This window comes from Fulvivirga imtechensis AK7, assembly GCF_000331535.1.
In the GTDB taxonomy this organism is placed as follows: Bacteria; Bacteroidota; Bacteroidia; order Cytophagales; family Cyclobacteriaceae; genus Fulvivirga; species Fulvivirga imtechensis.
In genome coordinates this window covers 42,129-68,202 of sequence record NZ_AMZN01000010.1, presented here as the reverse complement: position 1 = coordinate 68,202, position 26,074 = coordinate 42,129, and the positions used below count along the sequence as shown (strand labels likewise).

General features: G+C 43.6%; 20 protein-coding genes. 4 read left to right on the top strand and 16 right to left on the bottom strand.

Annotation, left to right across the window (positions count from 1 at the left end):
- Nucleotides 1-162 precede the first annotated feature (162 nt).
- Nucleotides 163-1,062, top strand: coding sequence for a TraB/GumN family protein (locus C900_RS04200; protein ID WP_040495592.1), 900 nt, complete (start codon nt 163-165; stop codon nt 1,060-1,062).
- Nucleotides 1,063-1,124: 62 nt separating this feature from the next.
- Here C900_RS04200 and C900_RS04195 read toward each other — a convergent pair whose 3' ends face one another.
- The 13 genes from C900_RS04195 to C900_RS04140 form a co-directional block, all read right to left on the bottom strand.
- On the bottom strand, nt 1,125-1,412 hold the full coding sequence (locus C900_RS04195) for a pinensin family lanthipeptide (protein ID WP_009578369.1): 288 nt from the start codon (nt 1,410-1,412) through the stop codon (nt 1,125-1,127).
- 175 nt (nt 1,413-1,587) lie between these two features.
- Nucleotides 1,588-1,866 carry a pinensin family lanthipeptide gene (locus tag C900_RS04190; protein WP_009578368.1) on the bottom strand — a complete coding sequence of 93 codons (279 nt, stop codon included), beginning with the start codon at nt 1,864-1,866 and terminating at the stop codon, nt 1,588-1,590.
- A 204-nt stretch (nt 1,867-2,070) separates the two neighbouring features.
- Nucleotides 2,071-2,418: a hypothetical protein gene (locus C900_RS29705; RefSeq protein WP_157493886.1), complete on the bottom strand. Its 348-nt coding sequence runs from the start codon at nt 2,416-2,418 to the stop codon at nt 2,071-2,073.
- 23 nt (nt 2,419-2,441) lie between these two features.
- Entirely contained in the window at nt 2,442-3,257 is an 816-nt protein-coding gene (locus tag C900_RS04185) for an aldo/keto reductase (protein WP_009578366.1), read from the bottom strand.
- A 142-nt stretch (nt 3,258-3,399) separates the two neighbouring features.
- A complete protein-coding gene (locus C900_RS04180) occupies nt 3,400-3,861 on the bottom strand; it encodes a YybH family protein (RefSeq protein WP_009578365.1) in 462 nt (153 codons plus the stop codon).
- On the bottom strand, nt 3,845-4,231 hold the full coding sequence (locus C900_RS04175) for a hypothetical protein (RefSeq protein WP_009578364.1): 387 nt from the start codon (nt 4,229-4,231) through the stop codon (nt 3,845-3,847). The genes C900_RS04180 and C900_RS04175 overlap by 17 nt, the downstream gene beginning before the upstream one ends.
- A gap of 35 nt (nt 4,232-4,266) precedes the next feature.
- The gene (locus C900_RS04170) at nt 4,267-6,045 is read right to left on the bottom strand and encodes a PAS domain S-box protein (protein ID WP_040495591.1); all 1,779 of its coding nucleotides are present in this window, start codon (nt 6,043-6,045) and stop codon (nt 4,267-4,269) included.
- Nucleotides 6,046-6,188: 143 nt separating this feature from the next.
- A complete protein-coding gene (locus C900_RS04165; protein WP_009578362.1) occupies nt 6,189-6,734 on the bottom strand; it encodes an O-acetyl-ADP-ribose deacetylase in 546 nt (181 codons plus the stop codon).
- The gene (locus C900_RS04160) at nt 6,715-7,152 is read right to left on the bottom strand and encodes a hypothetical protein (protein ID WP_009578361.1); all 438 of its coding nucleotides are present in this window, start codon (nt 7,150-7,152) and stop codon (nt 6,715-6,717) included. Before C900_RS04160 ends, C900_RS04165 begins: the two co-directional genes overlap by 20 nt.
- Before the next feature lie 438 nt (nt 7,153-7,590).
- On the bottom strand, nt 7,591-8,004 hold the full coding sequence (locus C900_RS04155; RefSeq protein WP_009578360.1) for a hypothetical protein: 414 nt from the start codon (nt 8,002-8,004) through the stop codon (nt 7,591-7,593).
- Nucleotides 8,005-8,423: 419 nt separating this feature from the next.
- Nucleotides 8,424-8,876: a lipocalin-like domain-containing protein gene (locus C900_RS04150; RefSeq protein ID WP_009578359.1), complete on the bottom strand. Its 453-nt coding sequence runs from the start codon at nt 8,874-8,876 to the stop codon at nt 8,424-8,426.
- A gap of 2 nt (nt 8,877-8,878) precedes the next feature.
- Nucleotides 8,879-14,839: a type I polyketide synthase gene (locus tag C900_RS04145; protein WP_009578358.1), complete on the bottom strand. Its 5,961-nt coding sequence runs from the start codon at nt 14,837-14,839 to the stop codon at nt 8,879-8,881.
- A 985-nt stretch (nt 14,840-15,824) separates the two neighbouring features.
- A complete protein-coding gene (locus C900_RS04140) occupies nt 15,825-16,658 on the bottom strand; it encodes a universal stress protein (RefSeq protein ID WP_009578357.1) in 834 nt (277 codons plus the stop codon).
- Between the two features lie 220 nt (nt 16,659-16,878).
- Here C900_RS04140 and C900_RS04135 point away from each other — a divergent pair, with 220 nt between their 5' ends.
- Both C900_RS04135 and C900_RS04130 read left to right on the top strand, forming a co-directional pair.
- Nucleotides 16,879-17,784 (top strand): AAA family ATPase, encoded by a 906-nt coding sequence (locus C900_RS04135; protein ID WP_040495587.1) that lies wholly within the window; start codon nt 16,879-16,881, stop codon nt 17,782-17,784.
- A 7-nt stretch (nt 17,785-17,791) separates the two neighbouring features.
- Nucleotides 17,792-19,117, top strand: coding sequence for a hypothetical protein (locus C900_RS04130; protein ID WP_009578355.1), 1,326 nt, complete (start codon nt 17,792-17,794; stop codon nt 19,115-19,117).
- A gap of 114 nt (nt 19,118-19,231) precedes the next feature.
- Here the strand turns inward: C900_RS04130 and C900_RS28090 are convergent, their stop codons facing one another.
- Both C900_RS28090 and C900_RS04120 read right to left on the bottom strand, forming a co-directional pair.
- A complete protein-coding gene (locus C900_RS28090) occupies nt 19,232-20,848 on the bottom strand; it encodes a T9SS type A sorting domain-containing protein (protein ID WP_009578354.1) in 1,617 nt (538 codons plus the stop codon).
- 139 nt (nt 20,849-20,987) lie between these two features.
- Nucleotides 20,988-21,245, bottom strand: a complete 258-nt coding sequence (locus C900_RS04120; RefSeq protein WP_009578353.1) for a hypothetical protein — start codon at nt 21,243-21,245, stop codon at nt 20,988-20,990.
- Nucleotides 21,246-21,461: 216 nt separating this feature from the next.
- Here C900_RS04120 and C900_RS04115 point away from each other — a divergent pair, with 216 nt between their 5' ends.
- Complete coding sequence (locus tag C900_RS04115) at nt 21,462-23,762, top strand: GH92 family glycosyl hydrolase (protein WP_425401994.1); 2,301 nt, start codon at nt 21,462-21,464, stop codon at nt 23,760-23,762.
- Between the two features lie 3 nt (nt 23,763-23,765).
- Here C900_RS04115 and C900_RS04110 read toward each other — a convergent pair whose 3' ends face one another.
- Nucleotides 23,766-25,838: a cation:proton antiporter gene (locus tag C900_RS04110; RefSeq protein ID WP_009578351.1), complete on the bottom strand. Its 2,073-nt coding sequence runs from the start codon at nt 25,836-25,838 to the stop codon at nt 23,766-23,768.
- Nucleotides 25,839-26,074: the final 236 nt, after the last annotated feature.

Genomic DNA, 26,074 nt, shown 5'->3' with positions numbered 1-26,074 from the left:
ATTTTTTAAGGGATGGGGTTCTTGTGGATTTTATTATAAATTATAAACATATCTTTGAGAAGATGGCCATATAAGTGAATGACAAGCTAAAACCAACATCTATGGATATGTGTGAGGCCGGTTTTGCTTTTTTCTATTAATAGCAATCTAAGCTAAAATTTTATGAAATCTAATCGTGTAATATTTTTCGTGCTTGTAGGCCTGTTTTCAGGATGCTTATTTTTTGATTCATTAGCTCAGCGAGGCGAGGAGTCTTCTTTGTTGTGGAAAATAACGGGTAACGATTTGCCCCGTCCTTCATACTTGTATGGAACCATGCACATGCTATGTCCGGAAGATTTCACAATGGACCCTGTTGTGGTAAACTGCTTTGCCTCGACTCAGCAGGTGGTAATGGAGTTGGATATCGATGACCCGACTATGATGCAGAAAATGACCCGGCTATCAATGAATGCTGGTGGGAAGAATATTTCATCTGAGTTGACTTCCGGTCAATTGAGCCAATTGGATGGTTTTCTTATAGCCAACTATGGTATGAGTATGCAGCAGTTAGGCGTAATGAAACCATTTACACTCTATTCTATGATAGTGGTTAAGTTGCTGCGCTGCGAGCAGCCTGTTTCTTTTGAAATGGAATTTCTCAGAATGTCACAGCAGGCTGGTATTGAGATCGAAGGTTTGGAAACGGTGGAATATCAAATGGGGGTCTTTGATAGCATTCCTGCTACGGATCAGATCGAATGGATATTTGCAGCGCTGAAGGAAAAGGATGATAGGGAAGGAGAATTGGCTCAAATGATCAAGCATTACAAAAATAAGGATATTGATGCGTTGTATAGCCTTTTCATTGAGAATCCCGAATACAGGAAACATCTTGATGTCCTGCTACATGAAAGAAATAAGCAGTGGATACCGGCAATAAAGGAGTTCATTCACGAAAAGCCTACATTTATTGCTGTCGGGGCGGGACATCTGGGGTCAAATGAGGGTGTGATTGCAATGTTGGAGAAGGAGGGATATACGTTAGAAGCGGTGCCGTACGGAACACATGCAAACAGGTAAACCCCAAAAGAGCCCGGTCTGGGTATTGAGGAAATTGGGCCCCTCGGGGTTTTTCAGGTCCTTTAGAAAGGATTAACAGTGATACCTGTTTCAATGGTTGTAATTGTACAGCCTAGTGCGCTTCCACAGCCATCATTCCATGAACAGATCCTGGATGTCGGAATTGTGGTGGTACCACAACCGGCCACTGTAAGTGGGTCACATTGAATGAGCGCTGACCGGCATCCGTCTATCCATGAAGGATTGATGACGATTCCTCCTCCCTTTATGGTTTCAGCATGGTCATTGATGTCTTCTGTAACGAAGCTTTTTACCTTCAGTTCATCGAGTTTTAATTTTTTGTTTTTCATGACAGTAAAATTTTAGTTGGTTTAAGCATTATCATGGTTGATGATATCCTTAAGATCATCTGATCAAAACTACAAAATAACTACCAGGATTAGGTGCAAAATAGCCTTTCAAGGCTCATAATGGGGGATTTTCCCCTGTTGGTACAAGGAAGAATCCCGTCATTATTATTTCAGTTTAGACACCAGGGAATGGATCAACGACTGTCTTTGTCAGTCTGGTGTCGATACATCCCAAAGCACTGCCACAGCCATCGTCCCATGAGCAATTCAGGGTTCGTAGTATTGTAATAGTGCACCCGATTACAGTTTGAAAGTCACAGCCTACCGGTGCTGACGGGCAGGCATCAAATCTGGAATCACCCCCACCTTTAATGGTTTCATAGTTCTGGTCTGAGGTTTGAGTCACAAAGCTCTTTACTTTGAGCTCATCAAGTTTTAACTTTTTGTTTTTCATAAAATTAAGTTTAGTTAATTATGGTTGGCAGGTTAGTGGGAATTAAGAAGAAGAGGTTACCGGGGAGGGACTTTTTGCCTGATGGTGTTGGGGCAGTGTTCCCGCCAAAGAGCTGAATGAAGTTCCAAAAAGCGGAGTCCTGTACGGGTGTATCCACCAATGACAGGTTTTCATTACATGTTGATAACCAAGGTGCTATTCAATTTACAATGCCGTCATCCCGGACGTACCCCGATAGCTATATGGGAAGATCCGGGATCTCCTCGCTACCGGCAGTGTCCGGGCTTTAGCTTCTGCCATTGATCTGGGGGATCCTGAATATTTTCTCCGTTGCTCTACGAAAATTTGGATGACGTGGTAGTTTGCGATCTCTGTTTCCTCAGTTTCTTCCGTGGTTAATGATGGTGTAATGTCATTATCCTCAAAATCAACTGAAGCTGTTGGTTGCCTCGGGATGAGTATTTTTGGACTAAGCGTAACGCATACATTGGCGTCTTTCATGATAACACGAAGTAGTAATGGAGAGGGGACCTGGTAGAATTCGTCATGCAAAGTACATTGAGCTTCCCTGATATTTATTCATCCCAATTCGGTGCGAAGTCGGGGTCAATGAGTCTTTTGCCATTTTCGAGAGCAAAGATCATATTCATTTCATCTTCTGTTAAATTGAAATCGAAAATATTGAAGTTTGATGCCCTGTGTTCGGGATTTGCAGCTTTTGGAATGGTAACTACATTTTCCTGCTGGACGAGCCATCTGAGGGTGATCTGAGCAGGTGTTTTATTATATTTTTGCGCTATTTTTTGCAATGTAGGGTTGTCAGCGATCTTTCCTTTTGCCAGAGGGCTATACGCAGTGAGCATCAGGTCATGTTTATTGGAAAGCTCAAGTAGCTTTTGTTGCCTCAAGAACGGGTGATATTCTACCTGGTTACATAAAATGTTAGCAATCGACAGGGCTTCTTCGATGAGTTTCGGTGAGAAATTACTGACGCCTATTGACCGGGTTTTGCCATCGGCTTTAAGTAACTTCATGGCTTCAAGTGTTTCCTCGAGTGGTATGCCGTCAGTGGATGGCCAGTGGATCAGCAACAGGTCTGTATAATCTGTTTTGAGTTTTTCCAGGCTTTTTTCAAAGCTTTTTAGCACCTGGTCTCCGGAAAGCCTGTCTGGCTGGATCTTGGTGGTGAGAAATACTTCATCTCTTGAAATACCGGCTTCTTCCAGTGCCATTCCAACATCTTGTTCATTATCGTAGGCCTGGGCCGTATCAATATGCCTGTAACCTAGTTCCAGCGCATGGATAATAGCATTTCTACACGCCTTGTTGCGCAACTGCCAGGTTCCAAATCCCAGGGCAGGTACTTCTATTCTATCGAAAGTTTTGATCATGAAAGCTCCTCTTTTATCAGGTGTGTTCAAGTTCCGTACCATGCGTTTTCGGGCATGTATAGTTGCGTTTTTAAGTAGCTTATGAGCACTATTGCTCATCAAACAGAGGATTTTTTTCTACAAAGTGAATGGGGATGATCCGTCAATTCAACGGCTTCTCCGAGCCTGTATCAAATACATATTTCCACGAGCCATCGGGTTGCCGCTTCCAGACGGTAATATAATAACCATACTCCTTTCGGGCTGTAGAGTCATTTGCAGTCAGTTCATATTCTCCGAAGGTATAACCAAGATCTCCTGAAGCAGCAATTTCAGCATGTAGTGGCCGCCACGACAAAGAAGTGCTAGCCGGGAAGCTGCTGTAAGCTTTTGTGATCTCCGTGAGTCCGCTCATTGGATGTTGCCGCTCATGAACGATCATGGCATTGCTGTCGGCATAGTGGATGAACGCCTTTCCAACACCGTCAGTTGCTGCCATTTCCGAAAACGCTATGTCCGCGGTAATCAATACTTGCTCGTCCGCTTTTTCAGGCTGGCTGCATGCCGATAAGAGCCAGGCAAGTAGCATGCCTGTAAGTGCCCGGTAGTTATTCAACTGTTGCATATTTACCTTTGATGTTATTCTCATAATACCCTATGGGATCAGTTGAATTGCTGAACTGACTCCAGGCATCCTGTGGAACGGCCCGGTATACCATCAGTATATCCTCAGTTTCCTCTACCATCAAAAAGCCTGTGAGTCCGTCACAGGAGTAAAATTGTGCTGCCCGTGGACTACGGTAGCGTGATATTTTAATAGACTCTTGCAACCTGAAAGTGGTGGACTTCAGCGTCTCAATGGCTTTCTCCGTTGAATTGAAGCTGACAGGAAGCTCATGACAGTTTGTTTTTGAAGGCTCCATTTCAAAATTATATTCTACCTGTGCTATAGTCCACAACGGCCAACAGACAATCAGTAACAGGAGATTTTTCATAGTGTCTAAAGATACAATTTTATCGGTTAATCTACCTACAGGGTGTTTGCCGATCCGTTTTCATTAAAAATATCATGATCGAGCGCTGCTGTGGAGCTTACTATATCCTTGATCATGGCATCGAGTTTTTCTGTAGTGTTTTTTAGATGTTGAAGTAGCTCATGGTTAAATGGATTATCCATGTCATCGAAATCAAAGATCTGCATAATGCCCAGTATGCTTGCCACAGGTCCGCGCATCTTGTGAGATTGCTTCCAGGCGATATCTTCTAATAAGCGGTTGTGGTGCTCGATCATAAGTTGGTGTTTTTTCCTTTCGGTAATATCGCGGGCATAGCATCCAACACCGATTACCTCTTGTTGTGGATTTCTTATAGGGTTAAAGCTTACTTCGGTATAAAATATGCTTCCATCTGTAGTGTTGGCAGCACTTTCCATATTATAGCTCTGGCCTGTCAGCGCCTTTTTATACAGGCTTGTCCACTTTTCCTGAAGCTCTTTATCCGCATCTTTCAGAATAACCGGTCGGCCTTCTTTGATTTCTGTCTGGCTAAAAGACCGCATCCTTTTTTTGTATGCTTCATTTGCCGACAAGAGGTTGAGATCTTTATCAATGGACCATATCAGGTCGTCCGTGTTATTGATGAGGGCATTCAGGTTGATCTGATCATTAAAGATCTTTTCCTTAAGTTTCCGTGATTTGGTAACATCCTGAATGTATACTGCCAGCCCGCCTTCCGAGGGGTATACGGAAACCGAAAACCACATGTCCAGTGCGTCAAAATACTCTTCAAAGTTGAAGTGCTTTCTTGTGCGCATGGCTCTTTCATATCGAGGGGCTATCTTTTCTCCAAATTTGGCAGGAAAAACCTCCCATACATTCTTGCCTATTAAATTTTCCCTTTTACGTGCGAAAGTTTTTTCAAATACCCTGTTTACATAGGTGAACTTCCATTCATTATCCACAGCAAAAAAACCATCGGTTATACTTTCAAGGATGCTGTTAATGCGGTCAGCATAGGCTTTTATTTCTTTTGTGAGCTCCTCGTTCCTTGCGGCATTTACAATGGTTTCAGTTTCATCTATGGCAACGAGCAACTGAGCCTTACGACCTTCAAATTTTGTTGGCAACCAATATATGTGGGCGTAAAATTCTTCTCCTGTCTTTTTTCTATGTGTCCATATGCCCACGTCATGAAGGCGTTCACTGTTTATGAGGCTTTTATATAATCTATTTAATTTAGAGTGGTCTCCCCTGATGCGAATATCCTTAAGTGTAAGTTTCAGGAATTCAGATTCTGAATATCCATATTGTTCTGTTGCAGCATGATTTACCCTTAGAAAGCAAAGTGTATCTCTGTCAAAGACCAGCATCGGATTAGGATGGTGTAGAAATAGCTTTTCATAGTCATTTTTGGCATGAGCTACCTGCTTGAGCAGAGATCTGCGTTCAATGGCATATCGTATGGCTTTTTTGAGCAAAAATTGATCATAAGTTTCTTTTACGAGGTAGTCTTGCGCGCCCACGCTAATGAGTTGTTTGCTGATACCCGGATCTTCTTTATCTGAAAGAACAATGATTGGTTTTTCAGAAAACAGTTCCTGGATGTATGAAAAAACTTCAAGTGGAGGTTGATTGGTATGTGATAGGCTCAAAAACACCAGTTCTTCAGCCTCGACAACTATTAAGTCGCCGAGCTCCTGAAAGCTGATATTGGTAATTTCCTCACGGTCATATCCAAGGGTCATTAGCTGATTCCTGAGACAACTAAAATCTTCCGAGGAATCTCCAATAACTACAATTTTGCCAACCATATAAACAATGAAAAGTAAAAGGACTCCCGGTAGCGTTTGGGTTTAGCCGGGCAATAAAATGTTGTAATGTGCGCAATAATCCCCACAAAGACAAATAGCCATATTTGATAAGCGGGGAGATGTAAGAAAAAAGACTAAATAGACTATTTTTTAAGTTGGTTACTGACAATCTCTTTTAATGAGTAAAAGTCTTCATTTGAAAACGCTACTAAAATGACCTTTTCTATCGTTTCGTTCTGCCGCAAGAAGGTATAAATAGTATCAACGGCGATCTTACTTGCACTTGTAAATGGAAAACCATAGATGCCGGTACTGATGCATGGAAAGGCTATAGTGCGGACATGGTTTTGTACAGCTATTTCCAAACTACGTTTATAGCAGCTTTTTAGTAGTTCGTCTTCCTTTTGCTGCCCCCCTTTCCAAACGGGCCCCACGGTAGAGATCACATGTCTTGCGGGAAGGTCAAAACCAGGGCTGATCCTGGCATCACCGGTATCACAGCCTCCTAGGGTGCGATTATATTCTTTCAATCGCGGACCGGCAGCACGATGTATGGCGCCATCTACACCGCCACCTCCCAGCAGAGAGCTGTTGGCTGCATTTACAATGGCATCTACCTGTAGCTGTGTGATGTCGCCCTGCTGTACCTCAAGCCGTGATCCGATATTGTTAGAACCAGGATGTCCCATAATCCATGAACGGCCAGGGTATGCCGACTAGTATAAGTAGTAACCCTAAAAGGTAAAATATCAGTATGGATTTGAATTTTTTACCTGGCTCCTGAGCCTTTTTTGAGCGACTATAGCCTATAGTGATCAATATTACAGCGATAAGCATTAATAACGAATGCTCCACCAGGAAAAACCTAAGTACATCGGATTTCATGGCTGCAGAGGAAAATACTACCTTCGGGCTGGTAAAATACAGCACAAGGCCGAGTAGAAGCTGGAGATGGGTGAAGATCAGCGCAAAAAGACCGGTCCTCTTATCTTTATCTGTAAATGCTTTCTGCCCGCCTGTTTTTCCTATTGCATTTAGAATGGCAATAATAAGTGAAAGTAAGACCAGCCAACGCAGTCCGGAATGTGCATGTCGAAGTATTTCCATAGATGTATAGATGAATAAAACCAGCCTAAAGTTAGGGGGGTTTTATTTCTAAGACAATGTTTTGAAAATTATTTGTCCCTTTTTATAATGCCGGGCCATTCGACACAGGCTAACAACGCCAAAGGGTTCATCAAGGTTTAGGAATTACTTTACGGCTGGTGGATCACAACCTATGGGGATGAGGTGCCAATAAAACGATAGTATATATAAAAATACCCCTGTTCTTGAATGACCAATCAATACGGGGTTTGTTAGTGCTTGTAGGAAAACTCCAGGTGGCTTTAAGAAAAACGTCAAGGTCAAGCGCGGCACCAAATTGCTATGGCACACAGATGCGAAGTCCATGAATGGAGTCCCATACAACTGTTACCACTGTCGGGATCACCATTTTTTGGGCAAGCGTTACGCCGACATTGACGTTTTCTCAGAGACACTAAATCAGGGCTTCGAATTTAGCCATTCCACGGCCTCATTGAATGACTTGAACGTGGTAACGATATCGGAACTTGGCTGAGCGCTCTTCGCCGATAATTCGGCAAAAATATTGTCGGAAAAAATCCATGCAAAGTGTTTCAGACCTGCCTTCTCCATTTGAGGAAACCACTCTTTAGCCGTCCATTCGGCGGCATCCTGCCATGGACCAGTTACTTCACGATTGTCATTGAGAATTTTGGCGCAATTCTTTTGCTGCTTAAACAACTCCAGTATTTTTTTGCCACTGGTCATGATCTTCTCTTTATTCTGAAAGCCGATCCAACGGCAAAACAGAATGTTGGTGTCAGGGTCGTAGGTGACCTCTAGATTCTTCTCTCTTAAAAGAGATTTTCCTTTGATTTCACTTATTTGGTTCATGTGTATATAATTTGATTTTCAATGGCCACATGGAATTCGCAATAAACTTTTTTCATCCCGCCTCCCGATCGTTATATCACTATCGGGGCCTGTCCTGATTGACTATCGCGGCTGGTGTAATTTAAGATGCCTGGAGTTTATGCTTCATTTCATGTGATTAATGTTTTAAAGGTTGAGAACTAGTAATTTACTATTTACAAAAATTGAAAGTACTTTAATGTCAGCATCAATAATGTTGATGTAATATAATTGGTGGCATTTTATTACTTTGTTGCAATTGACTGTAATTCAGTATTTTGATAAAATTAATTTGCTTATAACATCTTCCTTTGGGCTATTTTATTGCTTTAATATGACCTTCTTCTATGGCTAACAAACAATATATTACATCAGCGCTTCAGGGAAGTGTCGCTTCATCACTATACCCTTTGCCATACAACATCAAATACAATGTCACGGCCTTCAGTATGTATCGGTGGAGTAGAAAGCACAAGCTTATTACCCATGATCTTTCCATATCTTTCCTCGACATTGCCAAGCCAGTTGGGGAAGGTGCCACCTTCTACAGTATGTCGTAATACACCAGGTGCACTCTCTATAAACTTGCCGAAGTAAGCGAAGTAAGTTTTGAAGGCTTCAGTAATTTCTTCGGAGGTGCCATCGTACATCCCTTCACTTTTGAACTTAGTTCTGTTTTCCTTCATGATATGTACGCTCATGTACCCGCTTTCTGTGTACATGAGTATTCCAGCCGGATTTGTACCGAAGTAATTCACTTCTTTTCCATGCTCATTTTTGAACGTCCAGGATACCAGTTTCCAGGTGCCTATAACATCTTTGGCTATTTTAGGTACAACGTCTTGTAGTTCCATATTCATCGGTTTATGTATTCTGGTGATCGATTATTCATTTCATTATTGATTAGCTGGGTTACGAAATCGGTACAAGCTCGCAGGTAATGGTGGTCACCATCACGTTGTACCAACCTGAATCCCATTGTTGTTTCATTGCTCCATAACTCCACCTGCTTTTTGCTGACCGTTTCATCACTTTTGCCATGGATGCCTATGATCTCTACATCCACAGGTGGTTCAAACTGATATTGATAGCTGTCGAGGAGGGCCAGGTCGTTTCTAAGTAATTGTATGAGGAAACTTCTAAGCTCATCATCAGCAATAGCCTTTTGGCTCAGGTGAGGAAAGCGCCTGGTAAGCACTTTATCATCCATCGTGTGATCTAACTGGCGTCTGTCATAGGAGCCCAACTGCGGGGTGGATGATACAATCAGGGTTACAGGGAGCTTTTTCTTCCTTCGTCTAAGTTCGCGGATCACCTCGAAGGCCAACAGCCCGCCCATGCTGTGTCCAAAGAAAATGACCGGCTGATCAACAATGCCAATAAGTGCATCAGTGATCTTTTGAATTGCATGTTTCATCACTAAGAATGGCTCTAAAGAAGAGGATTGCCCTCTGCCAGGTAACTCAACGGTGATCAGTTGTATGTCATCATTGAGTTTTTCATCCCATCCTTCATATAGGCTGGCATTTCCACCGGCATCATGAAAACATACCAGTTGCGTTGTACAGACTGAAGTTTTAATGGATGCTGAGATGGCAGGTTCTGATGGGGCTTTGTCCTTATAGGCGTTCACCTTGAATAGTTTCTCTACTAAAAATGAAGCATATTCGGAAATAGTGGGATGTTCCCAGATGTCAACTACAGAGAGTTTTATATTGAGTTCCTTTTCCAATTTATTTCTGAACTGTACTGCCATCAGCGAGTCTATCCCCAGGCTTTTAAATTTCATGCTGATGGACAGTTGATCTTCTGAAGTTTTAATGATGCTGGCGGTCAGTTTTTTGAGGTGAATCTCAAATGCTTTCAACCATTCATCTGCATTAGGAACATTTTCTAACCTTTTGATGAGGCTTTGGCCTTCCCCGGTAGTTTCTTTTTTAAGGAGTATTGCACTTAAATAGTTGCTGGCGCCCAATGCCGGGAAATGTTCGGCAGTTTTTTCGGCTTCCAACCTGAACACCCCCATATTGGCTGGGCAGCGATCGAATATACTGTCAAAAGCTTCGACAGCGGTTTGCATTTCGGTAGCAATAAATCCTTCGGCTTCGGCAAATTTCTCAAGATTTTTGGCGGAAGCCACCATGCCGGCATCTGTCATTACCCCCCAGTTGATACTGAGAGCAGGTAAATGTTGCTTTTGACGGTAAGCTGCCAGTGCATCTAAGAAAGTATTGGCTGCAACATAGCTGGCTTGTCCGCTAAGGCCTAGCAGGCAGGACGCAGAAGAAAACATGATGAAGTGGTCGAGTTGATAGTTTTTACTAGCCTGATGCAGGTGCCAGGCGCCCTGAACTTTTGGCCCTGTTATTCTGTCAAATTCCTCTGCTGTCAGTTCGGTGATCTGCTCAGGCTTGATAAGGCCCGCTGCATGAACAATGCTTTTAAGGCCGGCCTCATTTTCAAGTGTATCCAGCACCTGACTCAAACTATTACTGTCACACACATCGCAGTCTACGATTTTAAATCTGGCGCCCTGTTTTACCAAAGCCCTGACCCTGCTTTCAAGCGCCCGGTCCATAGTATTGCTTCTGCTTAGAAGGCAAAAGTTGCGAGCACCTCTGGTAAACATCCACTCGACAACGGTGAAGGCAATACCCTTATACCCGGTGATCAGATGATATCCTGATCCGGAGAAAGTATTTTTATCAAAGCAAAGCTCCGGCTCATAATGCTCAAGACGGGCAAAATATACCTCTTCATTTCGAATGGCCACTTCTTTTTCATCCGAAGGCCGTTGGGTAATCAATTGGGCCAGTGTCTTTAACTCTAAAACATTGGGATTATAGCTAAGATCGATTGTTTGTAATTCATACTGCGATAGTTCATTGGCAGCCACACGGCTCACCCCAATTACCTGTGCGGTAGACATATTGATATGAGCAGATTTGATCGAATACGCGCCATGGGTGATCACTGTTAATTTTGGATAACGCAACAGTTTTTTAGATTCCAGACACTGTAGAAACCGGATCAGATCCAGGGCTGGTTTTGTAGATGATGGATCCTCCCTGGTATTATCAAAATAGATGATCTCATCAATGTTATCAATATTAGTTATTTCCTCCTGGGTGTTTGTCAGGTGGAGATCATGCCCTGCTTCTCTCAATGCTGATAAAAAGGGCGTTATATCATCTGTGCTTTCCGGTGCTACAACTAAACACGATTTTCTCGAATTATCCTTTAACTCAGGTTGTCCATGTATCCATTTAATATGGTGATACCACTTGTCTTTAGCCTCCTGAGCGTCTTCCACTCTAAAGATCTTGCCGCTCAGGCCCTTGATCTTTAGCAAAACCTTTCCTGTGACATCAGCAATAGTGGCATTGGCAGTTAGAGATATTAGTTGACCTCCACCGGATGTCTCCTGCCTGGTGATCTCGGCGCTTACCAACAGCTCATCGCAAAAGCTTATTGAACCAAGTATCTGAAGGGTGTCTATACCTGTAAGATAGGTGGTTGCAGCCTTGTCAGTAGTATTGGTTTGCGTGGTAAATAATGTTTGCATACAGGCATCCAGCACTGCCGGGTGAAAGCCATATTGGCTGAGGTGATACCTCAGGTTTTCTTTCACCCTGACAGCGGCCAGAATGTGGTTGCCATCGGTTTTAATCTTTGCTATTCCTTGAAAATCAGGTCCATAGTTGAGCCCCAGACTTTGTAGTTGCTGATACAGCGCTGCCGGAGGAATAGTGCCTTCAAAATCAGGGGTATTATTGGTTTCCTGTTTATGAGATGGATTTAGCTGATAAGTACCATTGGCGGTTTCTACCCACTGGTCGTTATTTAATTCATAAAAATGGAATTTGTTTTCACCTGCTTTGTCTTCGATCTTCAACTGAATGTTTGTTTTTTCGTCATTGCTTAAAACAATAGCTGATTTGAACATCAGGCTATTGATATCCAGTTGCTGCCGACCCGTTAGCTGTGCCACTGCAGCATGTAGCATTTCCACATAGGCGACACCGGGAAGTACCACCTTGCCGGCAACCGTATGATCTTTAAGGAAAGGGAACTCATCCAACCCTAGCTGGGCTTCCCAAAAGTGAACATGGTTCATTTGGGCCAGCTTCACCTCTTTGGCTATCCACAGATGCCCTTCGCGTTTTGAATGAAGGCTGACTTTTCGTTCAGTCAGGCTGTAGGTGGCTCTTTGGAACGGGTATGGCGGTAACGTAACAAATGGAACAATCGGATCATTGTAAAATTTCTTCCAGTTTACCTTTAATCCCTGCTGATAAAGCAGATCAAAGTTGCTGTACAGTTCGTCTGTTTCAGGTTTGTTTCTGTATAAAGAACCGGAAACTAAACCATTTCCTTTGAAGGCTTCCATACACTCATTGATTGAAGTGGTAAGCACGGGATGGGGGCTGACCTCGATAAAAACATTGTATTCATTTTTGATCAGCTCCTCCATTACACCGGCAAACTGAACCCCATTTCTTAGATTATTGACCCAATATGCTGCTGTCAGCGTTTCACCGGACACTTCCTGATTTTTTACGGTTGAATAAAGGGCAATCGTATTTTTTTGTGGCTTAAGATCTTTAATCGCTTGAGCCAGAGAGTCTTTCAGTGGCTCCATCTGTTCACTATGAGATGCTACATCAACTTTTACCTGCTTGCAAAACTTCCCGAGAGCTGCTAATTCTTCCAGCAGGGCTTCTATCATAGACTGGTCTCCTGCTATTACTGTAGATTTCGGACTGTTGTTTACAGCTACTGACAAGCCCCTGTATTTTTTGATGATCTCATTGGCCTCAGCTACTGTTAGCTCAGTTACGGCCATAGCGCCTCCCTTACCGCTGACGGTTTTCATCAGGGAGCTTCTGGTGCAGATCACTTTGGCAGCATCGCTTAGGCTGATACTCCCTGAAATATAAGCGGCAGCTACTTCACCCATGCTGTGTCCGGTAACGGCATCAGGCTCAATACCGAACGATTGCCATAGCCTGGCCAGGGCCACCTGCATAGCAAATAGTGCAGGCTGGATAACATTTATTTCGTCTAGCCGGCCCGTGTCAGCATCGGCTTGCAATTGTGCTATTAATGACCAGTCGCAGTATTTTGAAAATGCAGCTTCACATTTATCGATCATCTTTCTGAAAACAGGTTCTTGTTTGTATAATTCACGGCCCATACCTATCCACTGAGAGCCCTGGCCGGGGAAAACAAATACTATTTTCTGCTTTTCCAATGTAGAGAAGGCAGCATCAGGATCTTTTATATAGCTATCCAGTTTTTCTATCATTTCAAGTTTGCCATCAGCGGCAAACAACTTTCCAAACTCAAAGCGAGGCCTTCGCAGAGCGGCTGCTGTGGCTACATTGATAAACTCATCCACAATACCATTGATGTTGAACTCAAGGTGATGTTTGTATGCCCTGGCATAATCTACCAATGCTTTTTCTGAACGAGCCGAGATGGGTAACACAAATTGATGGTGGTGTTTATACCTGGTGCTTTTTCTGTCTTTCGTAGGTCTATATTCTTCAATTACGGTATGGCCATTGGTGCCTCCCCAGCCAAAAGAATTGATGCCGGCTTTCCGGGTTTCCCCGTTTACAACAGGCCAGGGGGTATGTTTCGCCTGCACTTTTAGATTGAGGCCGTTAAAATCTATTTTCGGATTGGGCTTATTGAAATTAAGGTTTTTGGGAAGACTGTTGTTATTGATGGCCAATACTGTCTTTATCAAACCAGCCATGCCTGCTGCTCCTTCCAAATGGCCGATGTTGGTTTTAACCGAACCCACATGCAGCGGCTTTTTACGATTCTTACTAAAAAAAGTACCCAACGCCTTACTTTCCGTAGGGTCCCCGAGCTGTGTGCCGGTGCCATGAGCCTCAACGTAGTGGACTTCGTGAGGTTGTATACCTGAGTCACGATAAGCTTCCTCAAGTACATCCATTTGTCCTTTTACACTGGTGGCGGGTAAGTTTTCATTAAAGCCATTGTTGTTGATAGCACTGCCTTTGATAACGGCATAGATGTGATCTCCATCTCTCTCTGCATCGGAAAGCCTTTTTAATAGCAGCACGCCACCTCCTTCACCCCGGACGAAACCATCAGCATTTTCATCGAATGTGCTGCATTTGCCCCTGGCAGAAAGACCGCCAAATTTGGAAAGCAGTATATTTTGGTCCGGGTCGAGCATATGATTTATACCGCCAACTATGCCCTGTTCTGTTGAGCCATCCCATAAGCTTTGGCAGGCCAGGTGAAGGGCTACAAGCGATGATGAGCAGCCTGTGTCAACCACCAGACTGGGACCTGAAAAACCATAAAAAAAAGAAATGCGGTTGGCAATGATATTGGCAGACTGCCCCACAGCCGAATGAGACGTCACCTCGGCATACTTATGTTTTCTCAGGTGTTCAAAGTCACTCCATATATTCCCGACATAAACCCCTACCTTTTTCCCGGAAATATGATCAAATGCCGTGTTGCTGTTTTCAATACACTCCCATACCAGCTCCATCATCAGCTTTTGCGAAGGGCTCATTTCTGCGGCTTCAGCCGGTGAGATGTTAAAAAATAAAGGATCAAAGTCGTCAATATGCTTCAGCATAGAACTGTGACGCTGGTGCGTTTTGTCCCTGGCACTTTTGTCAGAGTTGAAATATGCTTGAATATCCCAACGGTTGATCTCTTCGATGGTCTCTTCTCCGTTTTTCAGGAGGTTCCAAAAATCCTGCAGGCTCTGGACTTTGGGAAACCGGCAGGACATACCGATAATAGCTATTGGTTGCTTGAACATGAGTAAGTTGGTTTTAGACGTACAAACTTTGGTAGGTACAATTTGAAAAGAAGCATTGTGGAAGTAGTCAGGGGAATCACGGATTTACATAAATCAGTAAATCTTTGATAAAAACTTGTGATTCAGCCGCTAAACAAGGGTGTTTAAACATACATCGCCGGGATCAATGATCCGGTAGGGTGAATAGGATCATCAGGATATATCCCTGTTTTCAGGGATGTCCCCGATAACCATCAGAGAAACCCCTCATATTTTTGGAGGAGGAAAGAGAAAATTAAATCAATGGGATTGGTACATATTTTAAATCTTTGGTTAAATTAACGTGAGTTCGATATAGTAGAACCGATTAAATTGTATTCGTATCCAAAAATAACCTGAAAACCTCTTTTTAAGGTCATTCTGCCTGTCCCGAACTTGCTTCCATAGCCGTTAACTTAACAGTCAATATAGTTCCAGAGGACATACGCGGTAACTTAAAGAAACTATGACTTTTAGAAAATACATGTTTCACACCCATCAAAAGCCTGTGCTTTTACTACAGTCTGTACATCCCTCTCCTTGAGGAGAGGGCGGTTCTTCTGTGGCTTTTATTTCAGCCTGTTCAAGGGTGAGGTGATAACTCAATGCCAGGAATAAAAATGATTGGATTTAGAGTTATTCCATCATTTTATGAGGTCTACAGGCATTGAGTTCCTAGCGGAGTGTTTAAGTTAATGGCTATGGAACTTGCCTCGGGGAGGCACGAAGAATCTTACTAAGTTCAAGGATACTGCCGGCAACTTAGGAAGATCCTTCTCTCGAAAGCCTTAAAGCCTTCGGGATAGGATGACTGCCCTTTTTTTAAGCATTTTATATCAAACTCACGTTAAATTATGACCCTGGGACCAACGACCGCCAAGAGTATGCGAGCCTGTATTTAGACATACTCCAGCGAAGTAGTCGTTCGAATTAAACGGAAAGATCAATTGCTCCAAAGAAAAACACATTACTTCTTTCCAAGTACAAAGCTTAGTACAGGCACCCCGGCATGAAGCAGAAGTGAATCAGTAACACTCATGTGATATGCAGGCTGTCCTCTACGTCCGTGAGTGATCAATGCTACCAAATCAGGTTTACTTCTTTCCATAAAGCTCAATATCCCTTTACTCACGTCCGATTCATTGTAAATAAAAGTATTAAACTTAACTGTTCGTGATTTTGAAGCATATTTAGCCATTCTTTTTTCTGCTGTTTCAGTGTCTGCAAAATTGCCCGGTGTATTGATGTATAAAAAATCTACTCCGGCCTTTGTCTTTGAAGCTAGTTTTTCAACTGTACGAACAGCATCCGATACATTTTCTTCAAAATTGGAAGTGAATAATATCTTTTTGATGGATTTGATCTCCGTATTCTTCTTCACAGAAAGGACCGGACATGTAGCCGTCCGTATTACCCTTTGGGTAGTGGAACCTATAAACAACCTGTCCTTTTCGTCTGCGCCATGGGCTCCGATAGCGATCATGTCCATATTATTGCTTTGCGCAAAGGCGGCAATCCGATCATAGATCAGGCCGCCAATTACATATGTCTTAACCTTACAGCCTTTAAACAGCTTGTCGGCTGCCACCTTCTTAAGCTGGGTCTCTGCTTCATTGATTTGGATTTCGATGTTAGGATATTTCTTTTTTGTCTGAGCTGACAGGCCACTCCAGTCCGCAGGCGCATTGACCACATGTAGGAGATAAATGGTAGCTTTAGTTTGCCTGGCAATGAACACCGCAGCTTTGGCAGCGCTAAAAGCAAATGATGAAAAGTCCGTGGGAACTAATATCTTGGTCATAGCAATCAGGTTTTAATGAGTGATAAAGGTAGGAGCCTTGTAGCTCACCCGGTATGAGGCATGTCATGGCTTTTTTATGACTTATGTCAGGTAAAGACTGTTCGGATCAGATGGGCCACAAAAGGAGGATTTTCCCTAAATCCTTGAGACTTCCAACTAACCATCGGATATTTGCGGATTGGAATTGAACTAAATTTTTAGCAAGCAGTTTAATATAACTATGGCAGAAACATCTCACTGGATAGGATCAGATAAATACTTATGCGACCCTGCTCTGGCTCAGGCATTCCACATGGCACGTGTGTTGGGTATGCCGCTGTTGATAGAAGGGGAGCCTGGAACGGGAAAAACCGATCTTCCCATCCATTACGCAAACGACCGCGGGCTCGATCTGGAAGTATATCCTGTTGGCTCCAAAAGCAATATAGAACAATTTGTAGCGCGGTTTGACCATGTGAAGTACCTGCGTGATTCACAAATAGAGATACTCAATGCCCAGCGAGAGGAAAAAGGGCTGGCGAGTAAACTTACCACGGGCAATAGAAATCCCGAATCGCTGGCTGACTATGTGGTAAAAGGACCTGCCGCAATCGCCTATAGCAAGCCCAACTCAGTGCTGCTGATAGATGAGATAGACAAAGCTCCCAGAGAATTTCCCAACGACCTGCTGTATGCGCTGAGCCATAGAAAATTTATTATGCCGGAGTCCGGTGAGGTGATCGAAATTTCGGAGAAAGATATGCCGGCTATCGTCATCACTTCCAATCGTGAACAGGAGTTGCCCACTGCATTTAAGGGAAGGTGCATCTATCATTACATCGATTTTCCGGATAAAGAGGTGATGGCAAAGATCATTGAAAAGCACCACCCGGTCCTGGACGAGCAGGTAGTGAAGGTGGCATTGGATGTTTTCTATCATCTGCGAAGGCTGGGGCTGGAAAGGGCGCCTACTACACGTGAAATTCTGAATTGGCTGAAGTACATGAGTGATATAGCGCCAAAAGAGGCGGTGAAGAGGATCCAGGGACTGGAAGGAATAGGCGCATTGATCAAAACCCAGGCCGATATGGAGCGAGTGGCCCGTATGCTGGGCGCCAACAATGCTGCTTTCGGAGGTTTAAACTAATTTTGATATGTTAAGCTCGCTGCCGGAAAAATTTCGATCCCATGGTTTAAAAGCAGATGTAAGAACTCTGCTCCTGCTTCGTAAAGCCATGCAAAAAGGGTTGATCAAGACCCTTGGGGATGTTTACAATGTCTTGAAAGGAATTGTTGTAAAAGAGCCGGCAGACATAGGGCCGTTCACCAAGGCCTATTATGAGTATTTCCTTCACATACCTATTACACCCGGACAGACATTACAGGATGCCATTCTCCGCTCCGAAACCTTTGCTCAATGGAAAACCCAGTTTTTGGATGAGGCGGATCGGGACCTTACTGATGAAGAGTTGGTCAACACCTTTCTGGATCAGGTACATCTGACGAGCTACGACATCAAGGAAGTGATCTCAGGTAAAGAGATCTGGGATAAGGACAACCCCGACCAGGTGGATAAGGATTCTGTTGACAATGGCAGCGAGCCGGCAGAACGCCTGTTGGATAAAATGGCTGATTACTCGGACTTATCGCTCGAAGAACTGCTGGAGCGTATGGAAAAGGTTCGCCAGCAGCAAAGAAGCCGACACCAGGGAGGGAGCCATTGGATCGGCACAGGGGGTATTTCTCCTTACGGGCATGGAGGTGCTGCTAAAAATGGTATTCGCGTAGGTGGCCAGGGAGGGGGCAAGATGGCCAGAAAGGTGATGGGTGACAAAAACTATTTTCCTATCGACAGGGACGCGCTGCTCAACGATGATAATGTAGATGCAGCATTGGCCTCGATTAAAGGGGTGATAGAAGAGAGCGCCATAGAGAAACTGGATGTGCCTCAGACCATCAAATCAGGGTTAAAACGTGGGGGGCTATTTATTCCGGAGCTGTCGAGCGAAAAAAGTGAAGAGCTGAAAGTGATGGTGTTGATTGACAATGGAGGTTATTCAATGGCGCCCTACGTCAGAAGTGTGCAAAAGCTTTTCAGGAAAATGAAGACACGCTTTGCCCATGACCTGGAGGTATATTACTTCCATAACACCATTTATGACCGCATCTATACCGATGAGCGCAGGTCAAAGTCCATACCGGTAGAAAACCTCTTGACGCATAACAAAGCATACCGGATCTTCTTCATTGGTGATGCTGCCATGGCGCCTTATGAGCTAAGTACATTGAGTATTAAAAACCTGCAGGCAATAGCGCAAAAATTTAAAAAGTGCGTTTGGCTCAACCCTGAGCCGCTAAGATACTGGCCGCACACCTACACCATCCAGGTGATGAAAGAACTGATCCCCATGTTTCCGCTGACTCCCGCAGGAATAGAACGTGCCGTAAGAGCGATGAATGCTAAGAGCATGGAGGTTTAAACCACAGAGGTAACGGAGACTCTTAGAGAACATTGAGAGATTTCTCTGTGATCTCTGTTTCCTCTCAGTTTACCTCTGCGGTTAAAGTCACCGGAGTTGGTCCTGCAAAATTTTCTAATCCTTCATCAAACTAACATAATACACTCCATCCCCTTCAACAGCAACAATGTACATCCCCGCGTCAAGATCACGAACATCCAGTTCAAAAGTATCATACTTTTCTTTCACAGGAATTTCCTTCACCGTCTTTCCTGACAGACTGATTATTTTTATGGTATTTACATTGTCTTTGATTTGACTTAAATCAAGTACAGTGTAGGAAGTAGCGGGGTTTGGATATAGCTTCAGCGCTGTTGGTTTTTCCTGGTTTTCAACAACATTGGCCAGACTGGTCAATCCATATTCCCTTAGCTGTGCTGCCAGGTCCGGAATATTCTCTTCCCTGACAAATTCGGTAAGGCGCTCATTATTCAGCGCTTCTGTTTCAGTGCGTAATGCCAGGATGGATTCTTTATGTGTGCCTGGTTCATCATGCTGATCTTTTCTATACTCATCAAATTTAAGTTTTGACACAAACAGGGCTATGGGTGCACACTCCCGATGTTTAAAAGGTCCCAGCGGAACTGCAGCCACACGTCCTCCCGCTCCTCTCAAAAAGAAATTAAACCAGGCAACAACTGAGTTTGCCGGATCTACCTGGTCGTCTTCTGTGCAGTAATACAACCGGGCTTGGGTTCTTGGAGCCCAGGCATAAACATTGTTTTTCCGTAAAGCCACATTCACGGGATCAAAGTGATTATTGGCTACATCGTTTAAGAAATCATTTCGGAACATAGTTTTCCAGTTGGCCGGTAGTTGGGCATCTATTTCCTCTGTAGACAGTGAGCCATCCAGTAATACAGGTATCATTTCATCATAGGGCGGAACGTAAACTTTGTCCAACGAGCTATATATGTTTCGGTACACTTCCTGATATCCTTGCAGGATATAAGGGAAAAAGGAAGGATTAGGGTAATACGGGTTGCTAAATGCAAAGCTTTTTTGCGTGCCGGACAGGTCATAAGGGCCTGATCCGGCTGCGACAAAATCCAGATCAAATTCACTGGCGTGGTGGCGCTCGATCTCCCTTTGAGTGGCCAGCGCAGAATGTCCTCCCTGAGAATAACCTGCTATGAAGACCTGACCGTTTAAACCAACTCCGATCATGCCGCACAATTGTCGTGACGCACGCATCATATCAATAGAAGCTGTGGCCTCACTTTGTGCATGAACATAGGGATGTGGGCCAGGGCTCTCACCCAGACCAATGTAATCGGGCAAGGCCACTACATATCCATCTGTAGCCATAGCCCAGCCTATCGCTCCTTCCACACCTATCAGGTTAGAGGGTACGCTGGCCTCATCTATGATCGTGCCATGCAAATATGCTGCAAGAGGGGCTGCACCGGGATATGGCAGGGGAATATATAAGGCGCCAGAGGCAATGGTCGGGTTTCCGCGGCCATCGATGGTGTTGTAAATTACCTTGTAAACACGGACATCAAATGTGGTTGGCACTAAAAAACCAATAAAAAGACCGGGAATGCCACCGACTGATTCAGTCAGTAGTTCATCAATCTGATCAGTATTTTTTTCTGCGATCAGTTCATAGCTTACTAAATTGCCACGATCCTGCGCTTGAAGTTGAAGCAAAAAGAATAGGGCAAGCAAGAGAGTAGATATTTTTTTCATATGGGTATGGGTTAGGTGAGAAAATTGTGTTTTAATAGCATATAAACAACTTCACTTAAGGAGTTGTTGCTGCCTGAATACGCTATTTGGGGAAATAAACCATCTGCACTGAGAGGGATGAATGCGCTTATTGCACCAGCTATGAGTTATTCTTGCAAAACACCTTTCGGGTATTCAGGTAGGTCACCTTCTCACCGTTATCATAACAGGTAATTTCAATTTGGTACTTTTCAGCCTGCTGTCCGGTTTTCCTTTTGTAAATGTTAGAGGTCATTTTATAGTCCAGTGTAATAAAATGGATCTTACCGTGACGAGGATCTTTATTGAATTTGATCAGTACTTCATTTTTTGAGTGGTTTTTTTCAGCCAGCGCATTGATTTTAAGCGTGTAAAACATTGTCAAAAACGGATTTTAGAGCAAAAATCCATAATTGCTGATCGACAAATGGAAGGAAAAAATTATCTCTTGGTTAAGAAATTGAAATGAATTTTAAAAAATTGCTAAAGCTGCATTTGATCAGAAGCCATCTTCCATGATCAGCGTGTATTAGGAATAAACTTTTTAGTTGCTATTTTTAATGGTGTCATCAGAACTTCAAGTAAACACCTACAGATCATGAGAAAGGTTTCCTTTTTTTTATTTTTTATAAGCCAGGCTTGTACCCTTTATGGGCAGGACAATACTAAAAACTTAATCCAATATGTTGACCCCATGATAGGCACGGCTCGTATGGGCCACACCTACCCGGGAGCTACAGCGCCATTTGGTATGGTGCAATTAAGTCCTGATACGGATACTATACCTTATGCTGTAAATGGGAAATATACGGGAGATGTTTATAAATACTGTGCCGGGTATCAACATGAAGATAAAACCATAGTGGGCTTTAGTCATACGCATTTCAGCGGTACGGGCCATTCCGATCTGGGTGATTTCCTGGTGATGCCTACCGTGGGTGAGTTGCAATTAAATCCTGGAACTGCGAAAAATTCGGAGACCGGCTACCGCTCAGTGTTTTCGCATGAAAATGAGACTGCTGAAGCCGGCTACTACAAGGTTAAACTTGATGACTACAATATTACGGCTGAACTGACTGCCACTACCAGGGTAGGTATGCACAGATATACCTTTCCGGAGTCGGACAAAGCTCACATCATCCTCGATCTGATGTATGGGATTTACAATTACGATGAAAAAACAACCTGGGCCTTTTTGAGGGTCGAAAATGATACCCTTGTCACCGGCTACAGGTCTACCAACGGCTGGGCCAGAACGCGTACCATCTATTTTGCCATGGCTTTCAGTAAGCCATTCAAAAGCTATGGACTAAAAACCTATGAAAAGCATCCATATCGTGGTTTCTGGGGGCGATTTGACCAGGAGAATAACTTTCCAGAGGCTGCCAACGAAAAGATACGGGCGCATTTCGATTTTGATACTAGTGAGGGGGAGCAGATCAAGATCAGGTTTGCTTTATCTCCGGTGAGTACAGAGGGCGCCATTAAAAATATGCAGGCGGAAGTGCCAGGATGGGATTTTGATCAGGTTAAATCACAAACACAGGCCACCTGGAATAAGGAGCTTAACAGAATTACCGCTGATGCCGGCAGTGATGGGGAAATGACCAATTTTTATACAGCCATGTACCATGCCTTTTTAGGGCCGACTGTATACATGGATGTAGATGGACAGTACAAAGGACTGGATCAAAATATCCATCAGGCCGATGGTTTTATCAACTATACGAGCTTTTCCCTTTGGGATACTTACCGTGCTTTGCATCCTCTTTTTAATATACTACAGCCCGCACGCAACCAGGATATGATCCGGTCTATGATGGCCCACTATGATCAGAGCGTGCATAAAATGCTGCCCATCTGGTCGCACCATGCCAATGAAAACTGGTGTATGATCGGCTACCATAGCGTACCTGTCATTGCCGATGCAGTGATCAAAGGCAATGCTGATTTCGATGTGGAACGAGCTTTGGAAGCCTGTATTCAAACCGCCAACACGCGGTATTTTGACGGAATTGGTGCATACATAGACAAGGGCTATGTGCCAGAAGATATAAGCAGCGCCTCAGTGTCCAAAACTCTTGAATATGCTTATGACGATTGGTGCATTGCTCAAATGGCCGGGAGGCTGGGCAAAGAGGATATTTATAATGAATTCATCAAACGGTCAGCATCCTACAAAAATGTATATGACGCCAGGTCAGGTTTTATGCGTCCCAAACTGTCTAACGGAGAATGGAAGAAGGAATTTGACCCGTTGGATACCCATGGACAGGGATTTATAGAGGGCAATTCGTGGAATTACAGCCTGTATGTGCCGCACGACCCGGCCACCATGATCGACATGATGGGTGGGAAGCAGAAGTTCACACAACACCTGGATTCGCTTTTCTCAATGGAGCTTCCTGATAAGTATTTTGAGCATACCGAAGATATATCCAGAGATGGTATCATTGGCAATTATGTACATGGCAATGAGCCTTCTCACCATGTGGTATATCTTTACAATTGGACGGATGCACCCTGGAAAGCGCAGGATAAGATAAGAATGATATTGAAAACCATGTATAAACCTGCAGCGAACGGCCTGGGGGGCAATGATGATTTTGGCCAGATGAGCGCCTGGTACCTGTTCAGTGCCCTTGGATTTTACCCCGTAGCGCCGGGTTCCAACGAATACATGCTGGGGAGCCCTGTAGTAAAGTCAGCGACCATACATTTGAAAAATGGCAAAACGTTCACAGTTGAGGCTAAGGATCAAAGCGATAAAAATGTGTTTGTGAAGCGGGTGACGCTGAATGGTAAACTGCTGGACAGAAGATATGTTACTCATGAAGATATAGTAAATGGAGGAACGCTTACTTTTTATATGAGTAGTAGGCCGGATAAGAGATGATGCTTAGCTTTCCGTTACCATTTGTTTTTCCCGGACAATACTCTGGCCTACTTCATCTTTTAACCCCGGGTATATCAGCAGCATGTTATAATCTTTAAAATATTTATTGAGCTTCTCAGGCATTTTTCTTAATTCACCATGGTATGAAATGCTATCCTCTCGTGCTGATACCACAACAAGAAGATCATCGGTTTTTACCTCGCGGGCTAAAACCAGGAAATCGCTCAGGTCGGGAAAAGCATGATATTTTATCGGGGGGATCGACTTTTTAACGATTGATGAAATGCCGGTTCGTGTTTTTTTACTACAGAAAAAAATAGTTTCAGAGCGTAGTTGTGCGGCAAGCAGCCGGAGTTTATTGAGCCAGTAATAAAAGCCAGGCTCAAGCTCAGCATTTGGCGGACACACCACTTTTATGGTTTTGGTGGTGTTTACAGGTCTTCTGATATTACAAAACAGAATGGTTTTGTCAGTGGAACTGATGATGGTTTCAGTGATCTGGCTGAAGATCCGGCTCAGGAATGTCCGCTTCTGTGGCCATCCCATAATGAAAATTTCGGCCATTACCTCCCGTGACTTCCTTATAATTCCTTCGGCTGTATTCACATCAAATGTAACCACAGGGTTCAGGGTTGTATCTGTGGCAGACAGGTACTGCACGAAGTAATCTAGCTTACGCTTTACTTTTTGCATGTTTACTTCCGCCTCGCTGTCGTATTTCACTACGGTGAGTATATGGATAGTGAACGAACGTTTTTTCGGTTTGAAAAGAACAGCCAGATCTACCAAGGGCTCAAGATTCTTGAAATTAGCAATAGGGATCAGTACATTTTCCTCTTGTGGAGGAGCTTCGGTCTCCAGGCTCTCCAGGTTATCATGGTCCCTGGCTACTTTTTTTGCAGCATGTTCAGTAACAAATGAGGCTACGATACAGGTGATCAGGATGAGGATTATAGTGCCGTTGAGAATATTTTCATCAATGATACCGGCCCGGTAACCCACCAATATTACTGCTAATGTAGCTGCTGCATGTGCACTGCTCAGCCCAAAGATCAATTGACGCTGATGAGCACTGTACCTAAATGTTTTTTGAGTAACAAATGCCGCAATATACTTGCCTGCCAGGGCTACAGCAGACAGAGTGAGAGCAATAATGATGGCATCAGGCCCGCGGAACAGTATACTCAGGTCCACCAACATGCCGACATTGATCAGGAAGAAAGGAATAAAAATGGCATTCCCTACAAACTCGATCCTGTTCATTAAAGCAGATGTATGTGGAATAAGCCTGTTTAATGCCAGCCCCGCCATAAAAGCTCCGATAATGGCTTCCACCCCGGCAGCTTCAGCAAGAAATGCGGCAAAGAATACCAAAGACAGCACCAGCACATAGTGAGATATCCTGTCTTCCTGCAGATTGGTGAAAAACCAGGTAGCTATTCTGGGCAAAATAAGAAAGACAATAAGCAAAAAAATAGCCAGGGAAATACTCAGGCTAACCCAGAATTCCGGTGTTAATCCGCCATTGGCAGACCCGGTGATCACTGCCAGTATGATCAGCACCGCCGTGTCGGTAAGTATGGTGCCGCCAACTGTAATGGCCACCGCCTGGTCTTTCGAAATACCGAACTTCGTAGCTATAGGGTATGCTACAAGTGTATGTGTGGCAAACATACTGGAGATGAGTATGCTGGCGGTAAAACCATAGTCTAACAGGTAATAGCAAATAGGTATGCCCAGGGCCAGCGGAAAAATAAAAGTGAAAAAGCCAAAACCTAAGCTCTTGTGCCTGTTTCTCTTAAATTCAAACATATCCAGTTCTATACCAGCGATGAACATAATGTAGAGCAAACCTACTGTCGAAAATAAGGTGATGGCATCATTCTGTTCAAGTACATTGAGTCCATGTGGGCCAATAACGACTCCGGAAATAATCAAACCGATAATACCAGGCAGCCTGAGCTTTTTTAGAAGTATCGGGGCTAACAGAATGATAAAAAGGATCAATGAAAAGATAAGTACCGGGTTGGAAAGCGGCAACTCAAACTCATGGATCAGGTGATCAAAATTTCCCATATCTCATTACTTCATGAAAAAGTCAAATTCTGCCTTACAGCAACCGCTAAAAGCAGAACATTAAGAAAACAATGGATAAATATCTTTGTTATTGCTGCGATCTATGTTTATCGAAAACCGAACGATCCTTGAAACAGATTATTTGAAAACAACGTATGAAGTACTTCGGAGCAAACATGTAAACCGGGTGGCAATTATTTCAGTCTGGCTCTGGAATACATCCCTTAGTACAAATC

Excerpts from the sequence above, each read along its gene's own strand:
- C900_RS04145 (WP_009578358.1), bottom strand. The coding sequence starts at position 14,839 with ATGTTCAAGCAACCAATAGCTATTATCGGTATGTCCTGCCGGTTTCCC.
- C900_RS04195 (WP_009578369.1), bottom strand. The coding sequence starts at position 1,412 with ATGAAAAACAAAAAATTAAAACTCGATGAACTGAAGGTAAAAAGCTTC.
- C900_RS04170 (WP_040495591.1), bottom strand. The coding sequence starts at position 6,045 with ATGGTTGGCAAAATTGTAGTTATTGGAGATTCCTCGGAAGATTTTAGT.
- C900_RS04140 (WP_009578357.1), bottom strand. The coding sequence starts at position 16,658 with ATGACCAAGATATTAGTTCCCACGGACTTTTCATCATTTGCTTTTAGC.
- C900_RS04185 (WP_009578366.1), bottom strand. The coding sequence starts at position 3,257 with ATGATCAAAACTTTCGATAGAATAGAAGTACCTGCCCTGGGATTTGGA.
- C900_RS04165 (WP_009578362.1), bottom strand. The coding sequence starts at position 6,734 with ATGGGACATCCTGGTTCTAACAATATCGGATCACGGCTTGAGGTACAG.
- C900_RS04155 (WP_009578360.1), bottom strand. The coding sequence starts at position 8,004 with ATGAACCAAATAAGTGAAATCAAAGGAAAATCTCTTTTAAGAGAGAAG.
- C900_RS04110 (WP_009578351.1), bottom strand. The coding sequence starts at position 25,838 with ATGGGAAATTTTGATCACCTGATCCATGAGTTTGAGTTGCCGCTTTCC.
- C900_RS04135 (WP_040495587.1), top strand. The coding sequence starts at position 16,879 with ATGGCAGAAACATCTCACTGGATAGGATCAGATAAATACTTATGCGAC.
- C900_RS04175 (WP_009578364.1), bottom strand. The coding sequence starts at position 4,231 with ATGAAAAATCTCCTGTTACTGATTGTCTGTTGGCCGTTGTGGACTATA.
- C900_RS04150 (WP_009578359.1), bottom strand. The coding sequence starts at position 8,876 with ATGGAACTACAAGACGTTGTACCTAAAATAGCCAAAGATGTTATAGGC.
- C900_RS04190 (WP_009578368.1), bottom strand. The coding sequence starts at position 1,866 with ATGAAAAACAAAAAGTTAAAACTTGATGAGCTCAAAGTAAAGAGCTTT.
- C900_RS04130 (WP_009578355.1), top strand. The coding sequence starts at position 17,792 with ATGTTAAGCTCGCTGCCGGAAAAATTTCGATCCCATGGTTTAAAAGCA.
- C900_RS04180 (WP_009578365.1), bottom strand. The coding sequence starts at position 3,861 with ATGCAACAGTTGAATAACTACCGGGCACTTACAGGCATGCTACTTGCC.
- C900_RS04120 (WP_009578353.1), bottom strand. The coding sequence starts at position 21,245 with ATGTTTTACACGCTTAAAATCAATGCGCTGGCTGAAAAAAACCACTCA.
- C900_RS04200 (WP_040495592.1), top strand. The coding sequence starts at position 163 with ATGAAATCTAATCGTGTAATATTTTTCGTGCTTGTAGGCCTGTTTTCA.
- C900_RS28090 (WP_009578354.1), bottom strand. The coding sequence starts at position 20,848 with ATGAAAAAAATATCTACTCTCTTGCTTGCCCTATTCTTTTTGCTTCAA.
- C900_RS04160 (WP_009578361.1), bottom strand. The coding sequence starts at position 7,152 with ATGGAAATACTTCGACATGCACATTCCGGACTGCGTTGGCTGGTCTTA.